Here is a 25,588-nt window from a genome sequence, read left to right on the forward strand (position 1 = left end):
AAATCGCGCGTATAAAGCTTGATTTTAGATTAAATGAGCGTCCTATGTAAGTTTTGCAAGGAATAAACCTCGAGAGACTCTTTGCTGCCATTTTGAGAGGCCAGCAAACCATCCATCACCGCACGAGCAGCGCTAATGGTCGTGTAATAAGTCACGCCATTTGCTTGAGCTGAGGTGCGAATAGATCTTGAGTCAGCAATAGCTGTACGAGTTTCATCCACCGTTGTGAATACCAAGGATATTTCGCCATTCTTAATAAAATCAACAATGTGAGGACGGCCATCCTTCACCTTATTTACCAACTTCACTGGTAAACCAGCTGCTTCTATCGCCGCTGCGGTTCCTTTGGTGGCAACCATTGGGAAACCCAGTTGATGCAAGAGCTTAGCCACTTCGACTGCCTTAGGTTTGTCGCTATCTTTTACAGTGAGTAGAACGGTACCACTCTTGGGCAATTTAATGCCTGCGCCCAATTGAGATTTAAATAGCGCCTCACCAAAGGTTTTACCAACACCCATGACCTCACCTGTCGAGCGCATTTCTGGCCCAAGAATTGGATCGATGCCAGGAAACTTATTGAATGGAAATACAGCCTCTTTAACTGAGAAGTATGGCGGCTTTACTTCAGCCTGAATGCCCTGCTGTTCAAGTGTTTGACCAACCATGCAACGAGCAGCAATTTTTGCTAACTGCAGGCCAGTAGCTTTAGATACAAATGGTACGGTACGTGAAGCTCGTGGATTGACCTCTAATACATAAATGACATCTTGACCATCTACATTCTGGATAGCGAACTGTACATTCATCAAACCAATCACATGGAGGCCTTTGGCCATCGCTGCTGTTTGGCGTTTAATTTCTTCTACAGTCGCATCAGATAATGAATAAGGTGGCAAAGAACAGGCAGAGTCACCAGAGTGAACACCAGCTTGCTCGATATGTTCCATCACACCGCCAATAAATACTTTAGTACCATCGCTAATGCAATCTACATCACACTCAATTGCATCGTTGAGGAAGCGATCAAGCAAAACAGGTGAATCATGGGATACCTTCACAGCTTCACGCATATAGCGCTCAAGGTCACGTCCATCGTGGACAATTTCCATGGCTCGTCCGCCCAATACATAAGATGGACGCACTACCAAGGGATAGCCAATCTCTTCAGCAAGTTTTAAAGCCTCTTCCTCTGTACGCGCAGTACGATTAGGTGGCTGACGTAAGCCCAAATCTTGCAGTAACTTCTGGAAGCGCTCGCGATCTTCTGCAGCGTCAATCATGTCGGGAGATGTGCCGATAATGGGAACACCATTACGCTCCAAATCTAAGGCCAATTTCAAAGGTGTTTGACCACCATACTGAACGATTACACCTTTTGGCTTTTCTTTAGCAACGATTTCCAAAACATCTTCTAAGGTTAACGGCTCAAAGTACAAGCGATCAGATGTGTCGTAATCGGTGGAAACTGTTTCTGGATTGCAGTTGACCATAATGGTTTCATAACCATCATCGCGCATTGCTAGGGCAGCGTGCACGCAGCAATAGTCAAACTCAATACCCTGACCAATACGATTCGGACCTCCGCCCAAAACCATAATCTTGTCTTTATTTGTTGGGCGAGACTCGCACTCACCGTGCTCTGCTTCATATGTTGAGTACATGTAAGCAGTATTAGTAGAGAATTCTGCAGCACAGGTATCAACACGTTTGTATACAGGCACAACTTTTAAGCGATGACGTGCTGCACGTACTGAAGAAGCATCTACGCCAAGTAATTTAGCAAGCCGACGATCAGAGAACCCTTTTTGCTTTACAGCGCGCAGTTCGGGAGCGGAAAGACTATCAATCTTGCGTTGTTTGAGTTCAGTTTCAATCGTGATGAGTTCTTCGATTTGCTCGAGGAACCAAGGATCAACCTTTGTCTCACTATAAATTTCGTCCAATCCCATACCCATGCGGAAAGCATCTGCTAGATACCAAATGCGGTCAGGGCCTGGTTCGTTAATCTCTTGGATGATGTCATCTAGATCGGTAGACACTTCATCTAGGCCATCAACACCAACCTCCAGACCGCGTAATGCTTTTTGGAATGACTCTTGGAAGGTGCGGCCTATCGCCATCACTTCACCAACAGACTTCATTTGAGTGGTCAAACGAGAGTCAGCTTGCGGGAATTTTTCAAAAGCAAAACGTGGAATCTTGGTAACAACATAATCTATTGAAGGCTCAAAAGAAGCAGGCGTTGCCCCACCAGTGATGTCATTCTTCAATTCATCAAGCGTATAGCCCACTGCAAGCTTTGCAGCAATTTTGGCGATTGGGAACCCAGTCGCTTTAGAGGCCAAAGCAGATGAGCGGGATACGCGGGGATTCATCTCAATCACAATCATGCGACCATCGACTGGATTAATCGAGAACTGAACGTTAGAGCCACCAGTATCAACGCCGATCTCACGTAGCACTGCAATCGATGCATTACGCATGATTTGATACTCTTTATCCGTTAAGGTCTGTGCTGGTGCTACTGTAATCGAATCACCGGTATGAACGCCCATTGGATCTAAGTTTTCAATAGAGCAAACAATGATGCAGTTATCGTTACGATCACGCACCACTTCCATCTCAAACTCTTTCCAACCTAAGAGTGATTCTTCAATTAACAGTTCGCGTGTAGGGGATAAATCGAGGCCCCGCTTGCAAATCTCTTCAAACTCTTCACGGTTATAAGCAATACCGCCACCTGATCCACCCATTGTGAAAGAAGGACGAATTACTACCGGAAAGCCAGAACTACCGGTTTCTTGCTGAATGTGTTGTTGGACCTCATGCGCCTCATCCATCGAGTGCGCTATTCCCGACTTAGCAGAGCCCAGACCAATCTTAGTCATGGCATTTTTAAACTTTTGGCGGTCTTCAGCTTTATCAATTGCCTCTGGTGAAGCGCCAATTAACTCACAACCATATTTCTCTAAAACACCATGGCGATGTAGATCAAGCGCACAATTTAATGCAGTTTGTCCACCCATCGTAGGCAATATTGCATCAGGCTTTTCGGCGGCAATAATGCGCTCAACTACTTCCCAGGTAATGGGCTCGATGTATGTCACGTCGGCCATCTCTGGGTCAGTCATAATGGTTGCAGGATTGCTGTTCACCAAAATCACTTTATAACCTTCATCGCGCAATGCTTTACATGCTTGCGCGCCAGAGTAGTCAAACTCACAGGCTTGGCCAATCACAATTGGACCAGCACCAATAATCAAAATGCTCTTAATGTCGCTACGCTTAGGCATTATTTGCCCTCCTTCTTGGCAGCATTCATTAGCTCCATAAAACGATCAAATAAATAGGAAACGTCGTGAGGTCCAGGCGAGGCCTCAGGGTGACCCTGGAAACAGATAGCAGGCTTGTCTTTCCAAGCTAGGCCTTGTAAAGAACCATCAAATAAGGAAACATGCGTTACTCGTACGTTTGCCGGCAATGTACTTGCATCAACAGCAAAACCGTGATTTTGTGAAGTGATAGCTACACGCCCCGTATCCAAATCTTTTACAGGATGGTTTGCACCATGGTGACCAAACTTCATCTTTAATGTTTTTGCGCCTGCAGCAAGACCCATAATTTGATGGCCTAAACAAATCCCAAAGGTGGGGACACCAGCTTCAATGATTTCTTTTGCAGCAGCAATTGCGTAATCACATGGCTCTGGATCTCCGGGGCCGTTTGATAAAAATACGCCATCAGGCTGCATGGCAAGAACTTCAGCTGCGCTAGTTTGTGCTGGAACTACAGTTAATTCACAGCCGCGCTCTGTGAGCATACGTAAAATATTGCGCTTAACGCCAAAATCATAGGCAACCACTTTATAAGTCGGCTTGCTTGTATCTAAAGTTCTATAAGCGGGGGTTCCATTTGGACCATGTAAGTCCCACTCGCCCTCACGCCACTCATATGGTTTTTTGGTTGTAACTACCTTAGCTAAATCGAGGCCCGCCATTCCCGGGAATGCCTTTACTAGCTCTAAGGCTTTTTTACCTAAGGTTTCGTAATCATCACCCGCTTTTCCAGCAACGATCGCGCCGGACTGCGCGCCCTTATCACGAAGGATTCTAGTTAACTTGCGAGTATCTATACCCGCAATACCGACGACACCAGCTTCAGTCAAATAAGCATCTAATGGAGCTTCAGAGCGGAAATTGGAAACCCGCTTGGGCAAGTCTTTAATAACAAGCCCTGCAGCATGAATCCGGTCTGACTCAGCATCCTGGGCATTTACACCGACATTTCCGATGTGAGGGTAAGTCAATGTGACTATTTGACTACAATAGCTAGGATCAGTAATGATCTCTTGATAGCCTGTAAGTGCGGTATTGAAAACGACTTCACCGGTAGTTTCGCCAGGGGCGCCAATACTAAATCCGTGAAATATAGAGCCGTCGGCTAAGGCCAACACGGCAAAAGGAAAAGAAGGAAGCAAGGGTGACAAACCATCTCCAGTCCCTGCTCCATCCGACGCTCAAAACCCCCAAAAATACTAACCCGAGGCTTGTTTATGCGGGAGGTGAGTGTCTTTAAGCGCTAGGGTATTTATTAAGTTTCGAACCTTCCAATGATACCAGTTTTGGTCCGCAAGCCCTTGAACCCTTAGCCAATTAGCCTTTAAAGTGAGAAGTCCACCCACAGCACTGGCTATGAGTGGCAATTCTCAAAAAAGATGGCATGTGTAGCCTATATACGCCCTATCGCCGTTTTATGCTTTTGCGCTTTGCTCAATGATGGTTTTAATTTGGCTCAAAACAGCTTGGTCTTCCATTGTGCTGATATCGCCAGGGTCACGACCTTCCGCAACCGCCTGAAGCGCGCGACGAACAATCTTGCCAGAACGGGTCTTAGGCAATGCATTGACAACATACACGCGACCCGGGCGGGCGATGGCGCCTAATTGAGAATCCACTGTTTTCATGCACTCAGCCTCCAGGTTTTCTGTTTTTGCAGAATCCTTTGGAATAACAAAAGCAATGGCAGCTTGGCCTTTGAGTTTGTCCTCAATACCAACCACAGCAACCTCAGAAATATTTGGGTGACTAGAAATGCTTTCCTCAATCTCACGCGTTCCTAAACGATGACCTGCCACGTTAATTACATCATCAGTACGACCTAAGATGAAGAAGTAACCGTCTTTATCTTTAATCCCCCAGTCAAATGTGGAGTAAATCAATTTGCCTGGAATGGTTTCCCAGTAGGTGCTAATAAAACGCTTGTCATCACCCCAAACCGTTTGCATGCAGCCCGGAGGTAAAGGACCTTCTATAGCAATCACGCCTTTTTGATCGGGACCCAACTCAGCAGAAGTTGCATCATCAAGCAATTTCATGTTGTAACCAAATGAGGGGACACCAGGTGATCCAAACTTATGGGGCATTACCTCAACGCCGCGCTGAATGGCTAACATAGGCCAACCTGTTTCTGTCTGCCAATAATTGTCCACGATTGGCTTCTTAATCGCATCATGAATCCAACTCGCAGTAGGTTCATCCAAAGGCTCGCCTGCTAAAAACAATGCGCGCAGTGATGAAAGGTCATGTTTAGTCAAGAAAGCAGGATCTTGCTTTTTCAATACACGTACGGCAGTTGGCGCTGAGAACATAACTGAAACATTGTATTTAGCAACGAGCTCCCACCAAATACCGGCATCAGGACGTAGCGGTGTTCCCTCATACATGATGGTGGCCATACCATTGAGCAGAGGACCGTAAATAATGTAGCTGTGTCCAACTACCCAGCCAATATCCGAAGTAGTAAACATGGTTTCACCAGGCTTGCCACAGAAAATGTGGTTCATCGTAGACATGAGCGCTACTGCGTATCCGCCAGTATCACGTTGAACACCCTTTGGCTTACCAGTAGTGCCAGAGGTATACAAAATATAAGAAGGATGTGTCGCGTCCACCCACTCAACCGGAACAATGTCGTTGAGATGTTTTTGGCGCTCTGTAGCGTAATCCAAATCACGACCGGCAACTGCTGTAAATTCAGTGAGGCCACGATTCACAATTAATACTTTTTCTGGTTTGTATTCAGCCAGGGTAATCGCTTCATCGAGCAGGGGCTTATAAGGAACTGCTTTACCGCCACGCGCTCCAGCTTCAGCTGTAACGATCATTTTTGGCTTGGCATCATCAATGCGTGATGCAAGGCTATGTGATGCAAACCCACCAAACACCACTGAATGAATAGCACCAATGCGGGCACAAGCAAGCATGGCAAAGCAAGCTTCAGCAATCATTGGCATGTATATCAGTACGCGATCGCCTTTTTGGATGCCATTTGCTTTGTAAATAGCAGCCATACGATTGACTTCTTCGTAGAGCTCTTTGAATGTATAAGCTTTTTCTTGATTAGTCTCAGTAGATACGGCAACTAAGGCAATTTGATCTGGACGCTCTTTGTAATGGCGGTCGACTGCGTTGTAACAAAGATTGGTGAGGCCACCTTCAAACCATTTAGCAAATGGCGGGCTATCGTAATTCAGAACTTTCTCAAAAGGCTTTTCCCAATGAATCAATTTTGCCTGTTCACCCCAGAATCCATCCGGGTCTTTAATTGAACGTTCGTGAGTTGCTTTATAGGACATGGTTAACCTAATTTTTAATTAAAAGTTTCTGAAATTACTGGCTTTTGCTACCTCCCTTACTGCTGGTTTTGCTGCTTGAAGTAGCCGAACTAGCATTTTTCGCAGATTTTGCAAGCCCTGTCGATGCGGATTTATGCTGAGATGCAGCATTATTTGCAGAAGAATTACCCTTAGAAGCGGTCGACACAGTATTTTTGGAAGCTTTTACGGGCGCGCATTTGGCCGCTTTTGTGTTTTTTGCCCCTTTGACTGGCTTAGGGCACTTAGGTACAGGTGGAGGCGGTTTTTCTAGACTAAGACTTGCGCTCTCAGCCAACGCTGAAGATACATCGCCTGGTCTACGGCTCGTTTTTGGGATCAATACTGTTGAGCCTGCTTTGATGCGCATCCCTTTTGGAATGGCATTGACCTCTCGAAGGGTATCAGCATCTACACCTAAACTCTTAGCAGTTTGATCAACACTTTCTGTTTTACTTACTTGAACCGCAGTCCAAGATGACAAGGGTTTATTGTATTTCTTGAGGTTATCTTGAAATATTTCTGCGTGAGCAAACGGCAACAATATTTGTTGATTTGCATTACTTAGAATAACCGGCTTATTGAATGATGGATTTAAGCTTTGAAATTCTTCAGGTGGAATCTCTGCTAACTTAATTGCTAGAGATACGTCTATATCACTACCAACATCTACAGCAATAAAGTAAGGATGGTTTTCTAATTCAGGAAGCGTAATTCCATATGCTTTTGGATCCAAAACAATTTGCCGATACGCCATCAACTTTGGAACATAGTTGCGCGTTTCATTGGGCAAAGTCAGACTCTCATAATCCGTTGGCAATCCAGCAGCAATATTGCGCTTTTGTGCCTTAAGAATATTGCCGGCGCCCCAGTTATACGCTGCTAGGGCAAGCTCCCAGCTACCAAATTGATTATTTAAGCGCTGTAAATAATCCAATGCAGCATCGGTGGATTGGACAATATCCCTTCGTTCATCTCGAAAAACATTTTGCGTCAGCTTGAAATCCTTTCCAGTAGCCGGCATAAATTGCCATAACCCCACCGCCTTAGCACTAGACTTTGCGCTTGTAACAAATGCACTTTCTACAAACGGTAGTAAAGCAATTTCTGTTGGCATGTTTCGGGCATTGACTTCCTGCACGATGTAAAAAAGATAGCGTGAAGATCTGGTCATCGACCGATTCACATAATCTGGCCTTGCGCTTAACCAACGAACTTGATCAAGCTCTTGAGGCGTGTTCATCGGCTCCATTTCAAAGCCATCACGTATACGTATCCATAAGTTATCAGATGGTGCATACACCTTACTGACGGATTGATTCTTTAAATTTACCCGAGCAGCTCTTGAGGAGCGTGAGTTTGCCTTAGTGGGTGTATCCGAAGACCAGTCGGTGCTAGCACAACCCGATAAGAAGGCGGCAATCAGGATCACCGCATACATCAAACGCATCAGAATCGATCTTTCCAGGCGCGTATCACTGCCAAAACATGGGCTGGAGTAGATAAATCTGCATGATTTGAAATCTCCTTAGCAGCTGCAATGACTTCTGCTTGATCACAACGCATAAATGGATTGACTTGAAGTTCTTGCCCAACAGTGGTCGGTAATGTTGGTAAGCCTTGATCACGCAATGCCCTCGCCTGCTCATCCCATGAAATCAAATTCACATTATTGGGCTCAACAGCAAGAGCAAATCGTATATTCGATAGCGTGTATTCATGAGTGCAATACACCAAAGTATTTTTTGGTAAGGAAGCAAACTTCGCCAAGGATTGGGTCATCTGTGTTGGTGTACCCTCAAATAACCGCCCACAACCAGAAGCAAACAAGGTATCACCACAAAACAGCATAGGCTCCACAACATTGGCCTGCATATTTGCAAAATAGGCAATATGACTTAATGTATGACCTGGCACTTCATAGACTTGAAGTGATATTCGCGGTGAAGTGATTTCTATTTTGTCATCGGCCTTCGCAATCTGCGTACGCCCTGGAATATTGCTACCAGCAGGACCAATGACGGGAATATCTTTGCCCAAAGCGTCCAGCAAGGCCAGAATTCCACCGGTATGGTCAGCATGGTGATGTGTGATTAAGATGCCAGTTAAACGTAAACCAGACTGTTTGAGGTACTCTAAAACCGGTACAGCATCACCCGGATCGACCACCAAAGCAGATTTCCCGTTGTGAATGCACCAAATGTAATTGTCATCAAAGGCCGGGATAGGCCAAACTTGCAATAAAGTATTCTTATCCATAGACCGATGATACCAACCCCACCCATCCCCTCTCAGACACCTGCACCCCCATGGAGCTCATGGGAGAAATGGCTGCAATCCCCACCAGGAAGATACGTTCTAGGGTGGGAAAAGAACTGTTTTGATCAAATTGTGGCCGATGTATTTGGCTTTCATGCCGTTCAAATTGGGCTACCTCAAATCAATGCCCTTGAAGAAAATCGCATGCCTTTGCAGGCCCTAATCGTGCATTCTCACGATAGTCGTGAATACGCTGCCCGATTTAATTGGCATGTGATTGAAGGAGATAGCGCTGAACTTCCTTTTGCCAATGAAACAATCGATTTGATTGTTCTCCCCCATGTTTTGGAGTTTGCGGCAGACCCCCATCAAATCCTACGCGAAGTGGACCGAGTATTACGTCCTGAGGGTCGCCTGGTAATTTCTGGTTTTAATCCAGCCAGTCTTTGGGGTGCAAGGCAATACCTGAGTCGCTTAATTGGCTCTCCTTACTTACCAAGAGATGGCCAATTCATCAGCTTAATTCGAGTTAAAGATTGGCTGCAATTACTCAATTACTCATTAGATCGGGGTCATTTCGGGTGTTATAAATTTCCCCTCCAAGGGCACTCCGCCATGGGGCGCATGGACTTCCTGGAAAAAATGGGGAATCGCTGGTGGCCCATTTTTGGTGCTGTATTCTTAGTTTCTGCAATTAAGCGTCATCAAGGAATGCGTCTTATAGGGCCTGCTCAATCCATTCGTGCGCCAGCCATTCAACAATTAGCTCCTGCCGTAGACCGAAGCAAGCTAGCCGGTCCTCTAAAAAAGCCTCAAACAAAGTAAATTCTAGGTATGCCCCATTCAAAACACCCTTCGAGTCACCCTCACATCATTATTTATACAGATGGGGCCTGTAAAGGTAACCCTGGTCCTGGTGGCTGGGGCGCTGTATTGCGTTCCGGGAGCCATGAAAAACATATTCATGGGGGTGAAAAGCTCACTACTAATAACCGCATGGAAATATGTGCGGTTATTTTTGCTCTCAAAGCCCTTAAGCAGCGCAGCTCAGTAGAGCTCTGGACTGATTCTCAATATGTTCAAAAGGGGGTGACAGAGTGGCTTGAAGGTTGGAAAAAACGGGGTTGGAAAACAGCTAGCAAAGATCCCGTTAAAAATGCCGATTTATGGCAAGAGTTAGATACCCTACTTCCAGACCACGATATTTCATGGCATTGGGTACGGGGTCACAATGGTCACCCAGGAAATGAACTTGCCGACGCGCTGGCAAATAAAGGTGTGGAAGAGTTTTTACCTTAACCAGGGAGGCATTAGCTCAAGGCTTATTTTAAGGTCTTATGAGAGAATGTACGAGCTCTAAAAAAGCCAGAAACACCATTTAAACCTTAAAAAACCTAGAAAACGAGACTGTGTCAAAAATAGAAGCTTCTCTCGATAAAGCGGTAACCAAGTTGGTGCAGCTAAAAGATGTTGCCAAAGTTCGCTTGTGTGCGCTGTGGCAACAATATTCGCCCCGCTTAAATCAACTCAAACAAATAGACTACGCCACTGCAAAAGCATTTGTAGTGCAATTTAAATGGCGCATTTTGCTTGTACTAATAGTTATTTATGCGGGCTCAAAAACTTATGACTACCTTTTCCCCGCATCTGATAAAGCAGGCGGCCCAGTCACGGTGACATCCGTCGTAGTAGAAAAGCAAGATGTTCCCCTCATTATCGAAGCTGCAGGAACCATCGTTTCTAACAACATTGTGGATATCCGCCCAATGGTAACGAATACGGTTGCGAAGATCGAAGTAAAAGATGGCCAAGAAGTCAAAGCCGGAGACTTGCTGTTTACGCTCGATGATCGCAACGATAAAGCCAATTACGAGAAATTAAAGGCTTTGGCTGATGACGCCCAAAAACAATACCTAAGAGCAAAAGAGTTGGTGGCTAAAAACTTCATCTCTAAAGCAGGTCTTGAGACGACCTTAGCTAATGCCAAGTCAGCTCAAGCAGCAGCCCGCTCGGCAGAAGTGCAACTTTCATTTGATTACATTCGCTCGCCTATTGATGGTCGGGCTGGTATCGTCAATGTGTTTCCGGGTTCACTGGTTCAAGCAAGTAACGTTGTGTCAACTTCAACTAATTCAACTGCTACCTCAAGCGTTGGATCAATGGTAACGATTACGCAATTAAATCCTATTAATGTTCAGTTCGTTATTCCAGAAAAAGACATCCCCGTCATTTTAGAAAACCAGCTTGATGGCGAGGCGATGAATGTAAAAGTTACCGTTGGAGATAGTGGTAAAAAAACCTACGAGGGAAAAGTCATTGTTGTTGACAACCAAGTTGATCCATCTATTGCGGCTGTCCGTGTAAAAGCACAAATTCCGAATGATGCAATGACGCTACTTCCAGGTCAATTTGCACGAGTATCTTTGGTGGCGAATACGCTCAAAGACGCCCTATCAATACCATCTCAAGCGGTGGTAATTAATCCCCGCGGAAAATTAGTCTACGTTATTGATAAAGATGGTAAAGCCGTTTCTAAGCCAGTTAATGTGGTTTATGAATACCAAGGCTCATCAGTAGTAACTGGTATTGAGGCTGGCGATAGAGTTGTAGTCGAAGGCAAGCAAAACTTGCGTCCAGGAAGCAAGATCCGTGAAGCGAAGGCGGCACCACCCGACCCTAATGTTCCCGCACCAATAACCCCTTCTAGTCCCGATAAGAAATGACGCTCTCCGAATTATGTATTCGGCGCCCCGTAATGACGGTGTTGCTCTCAATAGCAACCGTCATTGCCGGCGCTGTAGCTTATGTCAAGATTCCTGTTGCGGCATTGCCCAGCTTTAATACACCAGTTATTTCAGTTAGCGCTTCCTTGCCAGGTGCTTCACCTGAAAATATGGCGGCGTCAGTTGCATTACCGCTAGAAAAAGAATTCTCGACTATTGACGGCATCACAGTCATTAGTTCAACCAATTCTTTGGGAAGCACTAGCATTACCCTGGAATTTAATAATGACCGGGATATTGATAAAGCTGCAGTAGACGTACAGGCCGCTCTATTGCGCGCGCAAAAGCGTTTGCCGATCGAGATGACGGTGCCCCCCTCTTATCGCAAAATTAACCCTGCTGATACACCGGTGCTAGTGGTCCGGATGAGTTCTCCTTCAATTAGTTTGTCGGACCTCAACCAATATGCAGAAAATTTACTCTCACCCAATCTATCCACTATTAGTGGTGTTGCTCAGGTATTGGTCTACGGCGCAAAACGCTATGCAGTTCGCGTACGGGTTCATCCTGATGCATTGGCCAATCGCAATCTCACGGTTGACGACGTAGCTACAGCTATTAATAAGGCTAATTCCAATAGCCCTGTTGGAGTTTTAGATGGTCCTCGTCAAGCCATCACCATTTACGCTAACCCGCAAATGGTTCAACCAGAAGAATTTGCCAATCTCATCATTAGTCAGAAAAATGGCTTACCGATTTACCTCAAAGATGTGGCCGAGGTTGTCGAAAGTTACGAGGATGTTAAAACTTTAGCAAGTTCAAACGGCGAGCGCTCTATTGCCATCGCTGTATTACGTCAACCAAGCGCCAACACTGTTGAAGTTGTTAACTCCGTAAAAGAATTACTGCCACAACTCCAAAAACAGATGCCAGAGTCAGTAAAGCTACAGCTTTTGAATGATCGATCACTGTCGATTATTGAGGCGATACATGACGTGAACCTGACTTTAGCCCTCACCGTTCTATTGGTGGTGTTAGTCATCTTCCTTTTTCTTAAACATGTCTCCGCAACAGTTATTCCCTCTATTAGCCTGCCTATTTCTTTAATTGGCGCTTTTTTCTTACTGTACTTCCTGGGATATAGCCTGGATAACATCTCCCTCTTAGGCATTACCTTGGCGGTTGGCCTAGTAGTTGATGATGCGATTGTGGTGCTTGAAAACATCATGCGCTATGTTGAAGAAGGCATGGATCCGCTTAAGGCCTCCTTAAAGGGTAGTAAAGAAGTTGGCTTTACGATCATTTCAATTTCCATTTCATTGGTAGCAGTCTTTATTCCACTGTTCTTTATGGCGGGCCCAATCGGTTTACTCTTTAGGGAATTCGCGGTCGTAGTTTCACTTTCAATATTGGTATCAGCAGTAGTGTCACTGACTGTTGTTCCAATGCTTTGCAGTCGTTTTTTGCCTAAACCAGGACAACACCCCAAAGAATATGCAATCAACAAAAAGTTTGACCGCATATTTGATTGGATGCTCAAGACCTATATTCACTATCTTGATCTTGCCTTAAAGAATCGTAAAGTAGTTCTCTGGGGTGCTTTGTCTACCTTTGTTATCACGGTGGTGTTATTTGTAAACAGTCCTAAGGGATTTTTCCCGGAAGAGGATATTGGCCAGATTCAAGCAACCACAGAAGCTTCGGAAGATATTTCATTTAAGGCAATGCTGGCCCTTCAAGATCAAGCAGCCGCTTTAGTTAATACCGATCCCAATGTGGATAGCTCGATCTCCGTGATTGGAGGTGGCGCCAGCTCTGGTTACAACACCGGTCGGATATTCATCATTTTGAAGCCTAAAAGCGATCGCCAAAAGATGTCCAAAGTGATGGAAGGTCTTCGCAATAAGTTTAAAGAAATCCCGGGCCTACAGGTTTATATGAGGCCCGTACAAAACTTACAGCTTGGGGGTAAGAACAGTAAAAGTCGCTATCAATTCACATTACAAAGCGTTGGTTTTGAAGGTGTCAATGAATGGGCAGATAAGTTAATGCAAAAGATGAAGACTGACCCCATCTTCCGCGACGTGACAAGTGATTCTCAATTGAAGGGATTGAATGTCAAAATCGATATCGATCGTGAAAAAGCCGCTAGTGCTGGCGTCAGCATTGCTGATATCCGCACCGCCCTGTATTCGACTTTTGGTGAGAGACAAGTTTCTACCATCTACACTCCCGTCAATACTTACTACGTTATTCTTGAGGGCGCCGAAGAAGATCGGCAGTACGAAACCGATCTCAATAAAGTCTTTGTTCGTGGTCGCGCAACCGATAAGCTCATTCCTTTATCGAGCGTAGCTAGCTTTGTTCGGACGGTAGGGCCTACAGCGGTTAATCACCAAGGCCAAATCCCTGCGGTGACGCTTTCCTTCAATCTAGCGCCAGATGTATTTTTAGGTGATGCAACCAAAAAAATTGAGGCCTACACCAAAGAAATTGGTCTACCACCCTCCATCATTACTAGCTATGGTGGTGACGCAGCCGTATTTAAGAGCAACCAATCTGGGCAGCTAATTTTGATCCTTTCAGCACTAGGCGTGATTTATATTTTGCTTGGTGTACTCTATGAGAGCTACATTCATCCGCTCACTATTTTGGCCGGCCTACCCTCTGCGGCGATTGGTGCGATCTTGGCTCTGCGTATATTTGGTTTTGAGCTAACTATTGTGGCTTCAATCGGCATCCTACTCTTAATTGGCATCGTCAAGAAAAATGCTATTTTGATGATTGACTTTGCTTTAGATGCACAACGTAACCAAGGTATGGCACCAGAGAAAGCCATTAGAGAAGCCTGTATCTTGCGTTTCCGCCCAATCATGATGACAACCGTTGCAGCGCTCATGGGCGCACTTCCAATTGCTTTTGGCCTAGGCGCCGGCGCTGAATTGCGCCAACCATTAGGCATTAGTGTCGCCGGCGGTTTAATCTTCTCTCAATTTGTAACCTTGATTATTACTCCAGTGATTTACCTCTATCTTGATAAATACGCTGGCAATGGTCCTATGGATATTCCTGAGTCCGTTCTTGAGGGTACCTAATGCGTCAAGTTATCCTCGATACTGAAACTACCGGTCTAAATCCCGCGACAGGTGATCGCGTGATTGAAATTGGTTGTGTGGAAGTGATTGATCGTCGCCTGACTGATCGCACCTTCCATTACTACATCAATCCAGAACGGGATATTGATGCGGGTGCTTTTGCTGTACACGGCTTATCTCGTGAGTTTCTATCTGATAAGCCCGTATTTGGAAACATTGCAGAGCAATTAATTGAGTTTGTTGATGGTGCTGAAATCGTTATTCATAACGCAGCCTTCGACTTGGGATTTTTAGATAATGAGTTTGCCTTATTGAAGCGCCCTCCATTTAGAGGTCTTGCATCCAAGGTTATCGATACCCTATTGGATGCCCGTCAAATGTTTCCGGGTAAGCGAAATTCACTTGATGCTTTGTGCGAACGCTTCTCGATTAGTAATAAACACCGGACATTGCACGGCGCTTTGCTAGATGCCCAACTGCTAGCTGAAGTTTATATTGCGATGACGAGAGGTCAAGAAGATCTTTCAATCGATCTCATTGATTACACCGTTGGCGCCGATTCATCTGGTCATATGAAGGAGCTGCCGACTGATTTAAGAGTCTTGGCAGCAAGTGATGATGACTGCCAATTACACGAAAAGATTTTGGCCGAAATCGCAAAGGCAAGTAAAAAGGACCCCGTATGGAGTCCTTTGAACATAGCCAATTAAAATGAATTCTGCTTTAGATGGCTGCGGCGATAGCTTTACCTAGGTCGTCAGTCTTTGCTGTACCACCCAAGTCAGGAGTTAAAGGTGCATGACCTGCTCCAGATGCGAGTACTTTTTCAATTGCCGAGAAAATAGCTTGACCAGCCTCTGGATAGCCTAGGTGATCCAGCATCATTGCTCCACTCCAGATTTGACCGATTGGATTGGCAATCATTTTTCCGTAAATATCTGGGGCTGAACCATGAACCGGCTCGAAGAGTGACGGGAACTTCCCTTCAGGATTAATACTTCCCGATGGTGCAACCGCGATTGTTCCGGTACATGCTGGTCCTAAGTCAGACAGGATGTCGCCAAAAAGATTGCTGGCAACTACCACGTCGAAACGGTCTGGATTCATTACAAAGTGCGCAGCCAGGATATCAATGTGGTATTTATCAGTACGCACATCGGCAAAATTCTTTGACATGGCTTCTACACGCTCATCCCAATAAGGCATGGTGATTGCAATACCATTAGACTTGGTCGCTGAAGTCAAATGTTTCTTGGGTCTGCTTTGAGCAAGGTCGAAAGCGTATTTCAGGATGCGATCAACGCCCTGTCTTGTAAAGATGGATTCTTGTATGACAAATTCACGATCAGTATCGGGGAACATTTTTCCACCAACACTGGAATACTCACCTTCAGTATTTTCACGAACCACGAAGAAATCAATATCGCCAGGCTTGCGATTCGCCAATGGACAAGGAACACCAGGCAAAAGGCGAACAGGACGTAAATTCACATACTGATCAAAACCACGGCGGAATTGAATTAAGCTTCCCCACAAAGACACGTGGTCAGGAAGAATGTCTGGCATGCCAACGGCGCCAAAGAAGATGGCGTCGTATTTCATTAGGGTATCGAACCAATCATCCGGCATCATCTTGCCGTGCTTGAGATAGTAATCACAACTTGCAAAATCAAAGTGGTCAAATTGCATGCCAATATTAAACTTGCGATTAGCCGCCTCAAGAGCGCGAACGCCCTCAGGCATCACTTCCTTGCCGATACCATCACCAGCGATAACCGCTATTTTCGGATTTTTAAAGATTTTTTTTGCATTCATTAACTGGTCTCCGTATTTTTTAATTTGAATAATGATGCCCATTTTAGAGCAAAAAACCTCACGCTTAAGCGAGGTTTTTTACATAAACTAGCAAACGGCACTCCCCTTCAACGCTGATACATCAAAACAAGTTAATACCTAAACCTACTTGTAATCAGCGATGTTTGGAACGCTCACAGGATATTGAGAGCATGCAGCCTGCTGACCACCTTGCGCGGCTGTATATTGTGAGCCAGCACCAATCAAAAATTGGCTATTTTGTGTAGGCGCGCCAAAAGGATTTTCCCCTGCAGGGCATGCGCACGTAGCTGTTCTTGTTCCATTGGTTAACGCTTTATCACGAGTACACAAGAAGCTCCAGCAATTAGAACCAACACCGGAAGAACAGACGGCCTGTTTAAATGTATTCTGACTGTCTCCTTTAACAAAAGGCGGAGTTGCACTTTCTTGTGGGTAGTTTGTTAGAGGAGCAAAGAGAGACCAAATTTTGTCAGGGCTTGGTACCGCACAAGAGCCCTTCATATTTCCTTGATTTACTCCAGCGATACCAGAAAGATCTGCACCATTAGCATTAGCAATTTCTGCGGTAATGATTGGGCACTTGCAAATAACTTCTGGATACTCTTTTGTGGATTTACCATCAGCGATATTGACTTTAATCATCCTGCCTGTGGGTTTACAGGTAGATGAGGCACATAGGGCAAACTCCCCCTTACATTGTTGAATGCCAGAATTTCGAGCTGGTTCTGGCTTCTGATGCTTTGGTGTATCTGTAGCTACATCATTAACATTAGCGCCGCCATCATTATGAACATCTGCCCTAGAAGCATCACGGTCTTTTACATCAGCCGCATAAATATGGCTACTAAATGCCAGCAACGATAGCAAAAGAATTCGGATTAATTTCATTGGAATTTATTTTTTAAGTTAAGGAAATTTTTTACAGGTACTATTAATTTCGATGAATTTTTTAAGCTTGCGAAAAAAAAACCACCCGGGTATTTGGGTGGTTTTTGCGTTTTAGAGATTAGCAGGAATTGGGCCGCTAACTGGTAATTGACTACAAGCCTGGGTAGGAGAAGGGTAGTATCCACCAGCCATCGTTTCTAGTGCATCTTTAGGGCTTGCTTTATGACCTATGTAACTTTCACCTATTGGGCAGAAGCAGGTGGCAGTTCTTGGGCTGCCTGGCTGAGGCTTATCTACCGTGCACTCAAAATTCCAGCAATTGGTACCAACACTTCCAGCGGCGCAAGTTTGCGGAACGGCGGTACGAGGTGCAAAAGGAGGTGTAGCACTTTCTTGTGGATAGACAGTAATACCGGAAGCAAAATAAGACCAAATCTTGCCTGGGCCAGGACGATCGCATGAGCCTTTCATATTGCCTTCGTTAACTGCAGCTAAGCCAACTAAATCAACACCGTTAGCTTCGGCAATTTTCTTGTCTATGATCGGGCATGTACAAGAGGCTTCTTCATATAATCTGCTTGTTTTACCACCATCTTCGTTTACTTTAATCTTCTTACCAGTGGGTGTGCATGTTGAAGCTGCGCATAAAGCAAACTCACCCTGACATTGGGTAAGCCCCGTTTTTCCAAGTAGGGTTTTTGATTTTGGATCTGCACTACCCTCATTGGCATTCTTATTGCGTGCATCGCCTGAACGCGCAGAAGACTCCCTAGCACGAATATCATCTCGAATAGTATTTTGAGCAACTAAAAAAGAGCCGTCTTTGCTCGAAGGGATATTGATATCTGCGGCAAATGTATTCGCACTAATGAGTAGCACTGCACAGAATAAAGTTTTAATGAGATGCATGAGAGTTTCCAAAAAAGTATTTAATAGTTCTGATAAAACTATAACCGATTCGTTTAACCACTTATGCAGATTAGTGTTTACCCTAAATACCGCACTAAAAAGGAATTTATTAAATTCCGGTTAACTAATCGCTCTTCGAATCTCATCGGGAGGCGCTTTCGCGCCCTTACCTACTGATTCACTGTCGTGCTCAGTTGTGTTCTTAATAGTTTCAGGAATATCTTCTAACATGCGGATGTTATCTTTGGGGCAAATCGGTGCGCCGTAACTGGCCCACTTTTTGAGCAAAGTCACTTCATAGCCGCACTGTCCGCACTTCGCCTTACTTCTACTGGCGTTGCTAGGTCTTGGAGGTGGAAACACGATGGCTTGATGAGGATAAGGTCCCAACTCTTGACTAATCATCATGAGTCTAACTGTCAGCTCTTCTGTTGCATGCGCCATTCTTGCTGGACCCTCTAATCCAACTGTCTGAGCAATCCCCTTAAAGTCCTCACCGTGACCGCTAAAACAATCATCAACCGCGTGACATAACTCGTGTACCAAGGTGTCTAACAACTGAACGGGGTCGTCGATTTTAGGTGAGATAAAGATCTCATTTACACCACCTCCTGAACGCTCTCGCGGCCAACATTGGCCAAGCGTGGTTCTTGGGCTACTTGAGGCTGGAAAGCCACAGGAGACTCTCACCGGCGGAATGGCATAGCCCGCTTTAGAAAATACAGGCTCAAGGTGTCTTACAGCGTCTTCGAGCCAAGCTTCTCGTACAGAATGTTGCGTCATGTTTTTGTAATTTAGAGTGATTTAAAACGGTAAATTGCGATCATACGCCACCATAAGTAGAATGGATGGATGAAAGATCTAGAAAGCCTGAGCGCATCCCAAGCGGCAAAAGCCCTATCACGCAGGGAAATTAAATCTAGCGACCTATTGCTCTCCTGCCTTGACCGAATTGGCCAAAAAGAGAGTATTTTGAAGGCCTGGGTAAGCCTGGATAAGGAAAACGCCTTAAGTCGTGCCAAAACGCTAGATAAGGGCCCTGTTAAAGGAATTCTGCATGGTTTACCCATCGGAGTGAAGGATCTTTTTGATACTTACGACTTACCAACCGCCTATGGCTCCCCAATTTACGCGAAGCACTATCCAAGTACAGATGCCGTCTCAGTAGCGCTGATGAGGCGTGCTGGCGGCATTATTTTGGGTAAAACTGTCACAACTGAGTTCGCCTCCTTCAAAAGTGGGCTCACACGTAACCCCCATGATGAGGAACGTACCCCCGGAGGATCCTCTAGCGGCTCAGCAGCAGCGGTTGCTGATTTTATGGTTCCACTCGCAACCGGAAGTCAAACGGCAGGTTCCATTATTCGCCCGGCATCGTTTTGTGGCGTAGTGGGATTTAAGCCATCATTTGGAAAAATTAGTGTGGCAGGCGTCAAGAGTCTAGCGCCCTCTTTCGATACCCTGGGTTGTTTTGGCAGAAGCATCGACGATGTTGCGCTTGGGGTTGCGGCAATGAGTGATGATCTAGCGATGGCAAAGGTGGAAGATCTCCACATAAAACCCCGTATTGCGTTATGCAAAACATTTGATTCTGAGTTTGCAAGTAAAGAGACAATGGGTGCTTTAGCACTTGCACGTTTTACTGCGGAAGCCATAGCCAAAGGGGTTGTTAGTGACCTCAGCCTCCCATCGTCACTGAAAGATATTCGAGCAGTTCAAACTCGCATCATGCTTTCCGAAATGTCACGTAGCCTCGCTTTTGAAATGGATCACTTTTCAAAGAAACTGAGCCCCCTTTTGATTAAACAAATTCAAGCTGGCGATCAAATTTCCTACGAACAGTACTCCAAGGATTTGCATTTCTCCCAAGAGGCGGTAGCGACGATTAAATCAGTCTTTACCGAGGAAGTTGACATCATTATTGCGCCTAGTGCTATTGGCGAGGCGCCGTTAATAAAAGATGGTACCGGTGATCCGATATTTTGTAGAGGCTGGACCCTGCTTGGATTGCCTTGCATCAATCTCACAATAACAACTGGACCCAATGGTCTGCCGGTAGGCGTTCAACTCATTGCGGGTCCAGGCAAAGATCACTTTTTACTCAGTGTTGCTAAGGCTTTTGCAAAAGCGCTGCCTGATCCCGTATTACGGGAGCAGGCGTAACTCAGATCTTAATCAAGCGTAATGTGCGCTGATTTGATTGCCTTGCTCCAGTAAGGCAACTCTTTTTTTACTAAAGCATCCGTTGCACCTGGAGTCAGGTATCGCAATTCCACACCAGCAACATCAGCGCGCTCCTTAATCTCAGGAAGAGCCAGGCTTTTCTTTACCGCATCAGTGAGGGTAGCAATAATTGGCGCAGGAGTTCCTGCAGGGGCATATAACGCAACCCAAGACTCGAGCTGAAACGAGGGCAATCCAGCCTCGGCAGTGGTTGGAACATTAGGCATGCCAGGATGGCGATTTTTTCCAGTAACTGCTAAGCCCTTTAATTTACCGCTTTGCACATGCTGCATGACCGAAGGCGGTGTGGAGATAAACACCTGAACCTGACCGGCCAGTACATCTTGAATAGCGGGGCCAGAGCCCTTATAGGGTACGTGAACCATATCGACACCAGTGGACTGTTTAAACATCTCTGTACCAATATGGGAAACAGATCCATTTCCCTGTGAGGCGTAATTTAATTTGCCGGGATTAGCTTTTGCATACGCAATAAACTCCTTCAAGTTATTTACTGGTAATGATGGATGAACAGCGATGACATTAGTAGATACGGTAAGTAATGCAATAGGAGAAAAATCCTTAATTGGATCCCATGGTAGCTTATCCATGAGCGCAGGATTACCAACGTGGTAGCCAGAATAGGAAATCAGCAAGGTATAACCATCAGGTTTAGCTTTGGCTACATATTGGTATGCCGTATTACCGCTTGCGCCTGGTTTGTTATCTACGATGACTGGCTGACCTATAACGCGAGTTAAGGGCTCACTTAATAAACGAGCTGATGTATCAACCAATCCTCCAGGAGGATTAGGCACAACCAAAACAATCGGCCTGTCTGGAAAGGTCTGAGCTGACAGAGTTTGGATGGTTAATACAAAACCTATGCATGCAAACCATTTGCCAATAGTCTGGAAATTTTTCACAACCTTCTCCTGAATTATTTTTGCTCTGATCACTCATCTTTTTGACTGAATTAACGTTGACCAACCTTCACAGGTCCAAATACTGTTTGCGCTTCTCGAGGTAAACAACGCCAGTAACGCTCATTACCAGTTACTGTTCCACCTAATGCAGCTGCTGCCTCCCAGCCCCAGCGCGGCTTAAACAAAAAGGCTCTTGCTAAGGCAATCAAATCAGCATCGCCAGCTTCTAAAATAGCTTCTGCTTGATGTGGGTCAGTAATAAGGCCTACGGTCATCGTAGGGAGACCAGAATGCTCTTTCACCATTTTCGCAAAAGGTACTTGGTAGTTAGGACCCAAAGCAATCTTTTGATTTGGCGAAACCCCGCCGGAAGAAATATGCACAAAGTCACAACCCAAAGGTTTAAGTTGCTTAGCAAATTCAGCGGTCTCCTGAGGAGTCCAGCCACCCTCTACCCAATCGCTTGCGGAAATTCGGATGCCTAATACGCCCTGATAAGCTGCCCTGACTGCTGCAAATAATTCCAATGGAAAACGAATGCGATTTTCAAAAGAACCGCCGTATTCGTCGTTACGTTGATTGGCAATCGGCGATAAAAATTGATGTAATAAGTAGCCATGGGCACCATGCAATTCAATACCATCTAGTCCAATACGATCAGCGCGTTTAGCTGCGATTACGAAGGCATCTACTAATTCTTTAAGCTCTGACTTAGAAAGTTCATGCGGAAGACGCTCACCCTCTAACTGTGGAATTGCTGACGGCGCCATGGTTTCCCAGCCTCCTTTATCGGCTGGCAATAGCTGCCCACCATCCCAAGGGGTAGCACTTGAGGCCTTGCGACCTGCATGTGCCAGCTGAATAAATACTGGGGTAGCTGGCGCCAAAGCACGGGCACGGGTTAATTTATCTTTTAAAGCTGCTTCCGTTCGGTCATCCCACAAGCCGAGACACGCGGGGGTTATACGAGCCTCAGGGGTAACTCCAGTGGCTTCGATAATCATAAGTGCTGCCCCACCATTTAATAGGTTTCCCCAATGCATTAAATGCCAGTCTGTCGCCTCCCCATTGGTGGCCGAATATTGGCACATCGGCGCAATAACAATCCTATTGGGGAGCTCCAACGGGCCACGGGGAGAATTTAGGGTGTAAGGTGAAAAAAGCAAGCTCATGAAATACCTTAAAAATGAAAGAAATAGGTCAAAAAAGCACAAAAAGCTCTATAGAGCTAAAATGAATAAAAATAGAATAAACGAGACGGCGAAGTTGTGCAGGCTTATTAGCCGGCCCCCTTCATACTTTAATAAAAACCCATTTTTTACGCTAGAAGACTATGAACGCACCACAAGCCTACGCATCAAAAGACGATATTGGCCACTATGTTGGCGGCTCTCTCATCACCCCTAAAGATGGACGATTTTCTGATGTCTACAATCCTAGCAAAGGAACTGTAGCGCGTCGAGTAGCTCTAGCCAGCAAACAAGAGGTTGATGCGGCTGTTGCAGTGGCACAAAAGGCATTTGAGACCTGGAGTCTAACCAGTCCCTTACGTCGCTCTCGAATTCTTTTCAAATACTTAGAGCTTCTCAATGCCAATCGTGATGAATTGGCTGCCATCATTACTGCTGAGCATGGCAAAGTATTTACTGATGCTCAAGGCGAGGTTACGCGCGGCATAGAAATTGTTGAATTTGCCACAGGTATTCCAGAACTTTTAAAGGGTGATTACACAGAACAAGTTTCTACTGATATTGACAACTGGGTAATGCGCCAGCCACTTGGTGTTGTTGCCGGCATTACTCCATTCAATTTCCCAGTAATGGTTCCAATGTGGATGTTCCCAATGGCTATTGCCTGTGGAAATACCTTCATCCTCAAACCAAGCCCAACAGATCCTTCGGCATCCCTGTTTATGGCAAAGCTTCTCAAAGAAGCAGGCCTTCCAGATGGCGTCTTTAACGTCGTTCAAGGCGATAAAGAAGCGGTTGATGCCTTAATAGAAAATCCAGATGTAAAAGCAGTGAGTTTTGTCGGCTCTACACCGATTGCAAACTACATCTACGAACGTTGCGCTCATTTTGGCAAACGCTCACAAGCATTGGGTGGCGCCAAGAATCACATGGTTATCATGCCTGATGCCGACATTGAGAAATCGATTGATGCCTTAATTGGCGCAGCATATGGTTCTGCAGGCGAGCGTTGTATGGCGATCTCAGTTGCAGTTTTAGTTGGTGATGTTGCTGAAAAAATTATGCCTAAATTAATTGAGCGCACCAAGACACTCAAGGTTAAGAACGGCATGGAACTTGATGCAGAAATGGGCCCTATTGTTACCAAGGCCGCATTAGAGCGTATTACTGGCTATATCGATAGCGGCGTTGCCTCCGGTGCAAAACTCTTGGTAGATGGTCGCGGCTTAAAGGTGCCTGGCCATGAAGATGGCTTCTTTATTGGCGGTACATTATTTGACAACGTCACACCTGACATGAAGATCTATCTTGAAGAAATCTTCGGACCAGTACTTTCATGCCTACGTGTTGCTAACTTCACAGAAGCCCTTAATCTTGTGAATTCTTGTGAATTTGGTAATGGTGTTGCTTGCTTTACTAGCGATGGCAACATTGCCCGAGAATTTGCACGCCGCGTTCAAGTTGGTATGGTTGGTATCAACGTACCTATTCCAGTGCCAATGGCCTGGCACGGCTTTGGCGGCTGGAAGAAATCCATCTTTGGTGATATGCATGCCTACGGCAAGGAAGGTGTTCGCTTCTACACCAAGCAAAAGAGCGTGATGCAGCGCTGGCCTGAAAGTATTGCTAAAGGTGCTGAGTTTGTAATGCCTACCTCTAAGTAAATTGGCAGTGCAAGAGAAAAAAGCGATCTTCGGATCGCTTTTTTATTTACTTTGAACTTCAATATTTATTGAAGAGTGTTTTTCAGAGAAGGCATCATTGGCATCGCGAGTACATCGATACCCTCGTCACGCAGCGCATCAGCCTCATCAAGAGTGGTTTGGCCACGGATACTGCGTTCAGGAGCCTCTTTGTAATGAATCTTTCTGGCCTCATCGGCAAATGAACTTCCTACATCCTCAGATCTTCCCATCAACTCACGCATGCCCTTTAAAAAGGCTGCTTGAACTTGTGCCTCAAGGTGAGAGTGATCATTACCTGTGAGGGCCACCACATCACCAGTTGCACTCCCTAAACTTTCATTTTCCTTTGGCACAGCGACAGTCAAAGAGGAAGATTTAGCAATATGAGGTGCCGAGGGCATCCGAGTAATTTCGGTGTTGTCGCAAACTGGGCACGCAAGCATTCCCTTGTCTTGTTGGGCAAGGCAATCTTCTTCTGAGGCAAACCAGCCTTCAAAGCGGTGATCCAGTGGGCAAGCGAGGTTGTAAACTTTCATAAGACCTATATAGGGGCATAAATGCCAAATTCAATAGGTCTATTTTAATAGGAATTGCCCATAACCTAGTTTAAGGGGCTAGGCTCCGCTAAGCCACGGCGATAGCGGTCGAGCCAATAGGCAGAAATGGTTGTTTTGACATCAGTAATCTCACCCTCCTCAACCCATACAATTAATTGCTCCAATGGGGCGGCAAAAACATCCAAAAACTCTTCATCATCAAGATGGCTTGGCCCTGGTACAAGTCCTTCAGCTAAATAGATGTCAATAAATTCAGTTGAATAAGAAATTACGGGATGGATGCGGCGTATATAGCTCCATTTTTTTGCCGTGTAACCAGTTTCTTCCTCTAGTTCTCGCTGGGCGCACAAAAGATGATTTTCACCAATCTCTAATTTCCCCGCAGGTATTTCAATGCAAGCTTTATTAATTGGGTAGCGAAACTGCCGCTCTAAGAGCACCCTGCCATCATCCAAAATAGCCACTATGGCAACAGCACCAGGGTGAGTCAAATACTCACGAATGGCCACTTCACCATCAGGCAAAGAAACTTTATCCCGTTTCATTTTCAAAAAAATCCCTCCGTAGATATCTTCGCTAGAAATAACATCCTCACGAAGATGTTTATCACCCAGAGGTAAATCTTGAAATGATTTTTCAGTCATA

General features: G+C 45.4%; 20 protein-coding genes. 7 read left to right on the forward strand and 13 right to left on the reverse strand.

Going from position 1 to position 25,588, the window contains the following annotated elements; genetic code table 11:
• Positions 1-29 precede the first annotated feature (29 nt).
• The 5 genes from carB to gloB all read right to left on the reverse strand — a co-directional run bounded on the left by carB (position 30) and on the right by gloB (position 8,911).
• A complete protein-coding gene (carB, locus tag PNUC_RS05320) occupies positions 30-3,293 on the reverse strand; it encodes a carbamoyl-phosphate synthase large subunit (RefSeq protein ID WP_011902859.1) in 3,264 nt (1,087 codons plus the stop codon).
• Positions 3,293-4,477 carry a glutamine-hydrolyzing carbamoyl-phosphate synthase small subunit gene (gene carA / locus PNUC_RS05325; protein ID WP_048812252.1) on the reverse strand — a complete coding sequence of 395 codons (1,185 nt, stop codon included), beginning with the start codon at positions 4,475-4,477 and terminating at the stop codon, positions 3,293-3,295. Before carA ends, carB begins: the two co-directional genes overlap by 1 nt.
• Positions 4,478-4,750: 273 nt before the next feature.
• The gene (locus tag PNUC_RS05330) at positions 4,751-6,634 is read right to left on the reverse strand and encodes a propionate--CoA ligase (RefSeq protein WP_011902861.1); all 1,884 of its coding nucleotides are present in this window, start codon (positions 6,632-6,634) and stop codon (positions 4,751-4,753) included.
• Positions 6,635-6,668: 34 nt separating this feature from the next.
• Positions 6,669-8,102: a transglycosylase SLT domain-containing protein gene (locus PNUC_RS05335; RefSeq protein WP_011902862.1), complete on the reverse strand. Its 1,434-nt coding sequence runs from the start codon at positions 8,100-8,102 to the stop codon at positions 6,669-6,671.
• A complete protein-coding gene (gene gloB, locus PNUC_RS05340; protein WP_011902863.1) occupies positions 8,102-8,911 on the reverse strand; it encodes a hydroxyacylglutathione hydrolase in 810 nt (269 codons plus the stop codon). Before gloB ends, PNUC_RS05335 begins: the two co-directional genes overlap by 1 nt.
• 6 nt (positions 8,912-8,917) lie before the next feature.
• Here gloB and PNUC_RS05345 point away from each other — a divergent pair, with 6 nt between their 5' ends.
• From PNUC_RS05345 to dnaQ, 5 genes are all read left to right on the forward strand, one after another.
• Entirely contained in the window at positions 8,918-9,736 is an 819-nt protein-coding gene (locus tag PNUC_RS05345) for a class I SAM-dependent methyltransferase (protein WP_011902864.1), read from the forward strand.
• Positions 9,737-9,745: 9 nt separating this feature from the next.
• On the forward strand, positions 9,746-10,210 hold the full coding sequence (rnhA, locus tag PNUC_RS05350; RefSeq protein ID WP_011902865.1) for a ribonuclease HI: 465 nt from the start codon (positions 9,746-9,748) through the stop codon (positions 10,208-10,210).
• A gap of 110 nt (positions 10,211-10,320) precedes the next feature.
• Positions 10,321-11,634, forward strand: coding sequence for an efflux RND transporter periplasmic adaptor subunit (locus tag PNUC_RS05355; protein WP_011902866.1), 1,314 nt, complete (start codon positions 10,321-10,323; stop codon positions 11,632-11,634).
• Positions 11,631-14,729 (forward strand): efflux RND transporter permease subunit, encoded by a 3,099-nt coding sequence (locus PNUC_RS05360; RefSeq protein ID WP_011902867.1) that lies wholly within the window; start codon positions 11,631-11,633, stop codon positions 14,727-14,729. The genes PNUC_RS05355 and PNUC_RS05360 overlap by 4 nt, the downstream gene beginning before the upstream one ends.
• Complete coding sequence (gene dnaQ, locus PNUC_RS05365) at positions 14,729-15,439, forward strand: DNA polymerase III subunit epsilon (protein ID WP_011902868.1); 711 nt, start codon at positions 14,729-14,731, stop codon at positions 15,437-15,439. Before PNUC_RS05360 ends, dnaQ begins: the two co-directional genes overlap by 1 nt.
• A 13-nt stretch (positions 15,440-15,452) precedes the next feature.
• Here the strand turns inward: dnaQ and PNUC_RS05370 are convergent, their stop codons facing one another.
• The 4 genes from PNUC_RS05370 to PNUC_RS05385 form a co-directional block, all read right to left on the reverse strand.
• A complete protein-coding gene (locus PNUC_RS05370; protein WP_048812253.1) occupies positions 15,453-16,544 on the reverse strand; it encodes a tartrate dehydrogenase in 1,092 nt (363 codons plus the stop codon).
• 144 nt (positions 16,545-16,688) lie between these two features.
• Positions 16,689-17,453 (reverse strand): hypothetical protein, encoded by a 765-nt coding sequence (locus PNUC_RS05375; RefSeq protein WP_011902870.1) that lies wholly within the window; start codon positions 17,451-17,453, stop codon positions 16,689-16,691.
• 111 nt (positions 17,454-17,564) lie between these two features.
• On the reverse strand, positions 17,565-18,362 hold the full coding sequence (locus PNUC_RS05380; RefSeq protein ID WP_011902871.1) for a hypothetical protein: 798 nt from the start codon (positions 18,360-18,362) through the stop codon (positions 17,565-17,567).
• Between the two features lie 120 nt (positions 18,363-18,482).
• Entirely contained in the window at positions 18,483-19,145 is a 663-nt protein-coding gene (locus PNUC_RS05385; RefSeq protein ID WP_011902872.1) for a SprT family zinc-dependent metalloprotease, read from the reverse strand.
• Between the two features lie 69 nt (positions 19,146-19,214).
• On the opposite strand from PNUC_RS05385, the gene PNUC_RS05390 reads away from it, so the two are divergent.
• Positions 19,215-20,525 (forward strand): amidase, encoded by a 1,311-nt coding sequence (locus PNUC_RS05390; RefSeq protein ID WP_011902873.1) that lies wholly within the window; start codon positions 19,215-19,217, stop codon positions 20,523-20,525.
• 8 nt (positions 20,526-20,533) lie between these two features.
• On the opposite strand, the gene PNUC_RS05395 is transcribed toward PNUC_RS05390, so the two are convergent.
• Together PNUC_RS05395 and PNUC_RS05400 are read right to left on the reverse strand one after the other, a co-directional pair.
• On the reverse strand, positions 20,534-21,472 hold the full coding sequence (locus PNUC_RS05395; RefSeq protein WP_223245963.1) for a Bug family tripartite tricarboxylate transporter substrate binding protein: 939 nt from the start codon (positions 21,470-21,472) through the stop codon (positions 20,534-20,536).
• 89 nt (positions 21,473-21,561) lie between these two features.
• Positions 21,562-22,683 carry an NADH:flavin oxidoreductase/NADH oxidase gene (locus tag PNUC_RS05400; RefSeq protein WP_011902875.1) on the reverse strand — a complete coding sequence of 374 codons (1,122 nt, stop codon included), beginning with the start codon at positions 22,681-22,683 and terminating at the stop codon, positions 21,562-21,564.
• A 161-nt stretch (positions 22,684-22,844) separates the two neighbouring features.
• Between PNUC_RS05400 and PNUC_RS05405 the strand changes: the two genes are divergently transcribed.
• Entirely contained in the window at positions 22,845-24,365 is a 1,521-nt protein-coding gene (locus tag PNUC_RS05405) for a CoA-acylating methylmalonate-semialdehyde dehydrogenase (RefSeq protein WP_011902876.1), read from the forward strand.
• Between the two features lie 65 nt (positions 24,366-24,430).
• Here PNUC_RS05405 and PNUC_RS05410 read toward each other — a convergent pair whose 3' ends face one another.
• Both PNUC_RS05410 and PNUC_RS05415 read right to left on the reverse strand, forming a co-directional pair.
• On the reverse strand, positions 24,431-24,922 hold the full coding sequence (locus PNUC_RS05410; protein WP_011902877.1) for a DUF1178 family protein: 492 nt from the start codon (positions 24,920-24,922) through the stop codon (positions 24,431-24,433).
• A gap of 65 nt (positions 24,923-24,987) precedes the next feature.
• Positions 24,988-25,587: an NUDIX domain-containing protein gene (locus PNUC_RS05415; protein WP_011902878.1), complete on the reverse strand. Its 600-nt coding sequence runs from the start codon at positions 25,585-25,587 to the stop codon at positions 24,988-24,990.
• Position 25,588: the final 1 nt, after the last annotated feature.

Source organism: Polynucleobacter asymbioticus QLW-P1DMWA-1, from assembly GCF_000016345.1.
GTDB classification, from domain to species: domain Bacteria; phylum Pseudomonadota; class Gammaproteobacteria; order Burkholderiales; family Burkholderiaceae; genus Polynucleobacter; species Polynucleobacter asymbioticus.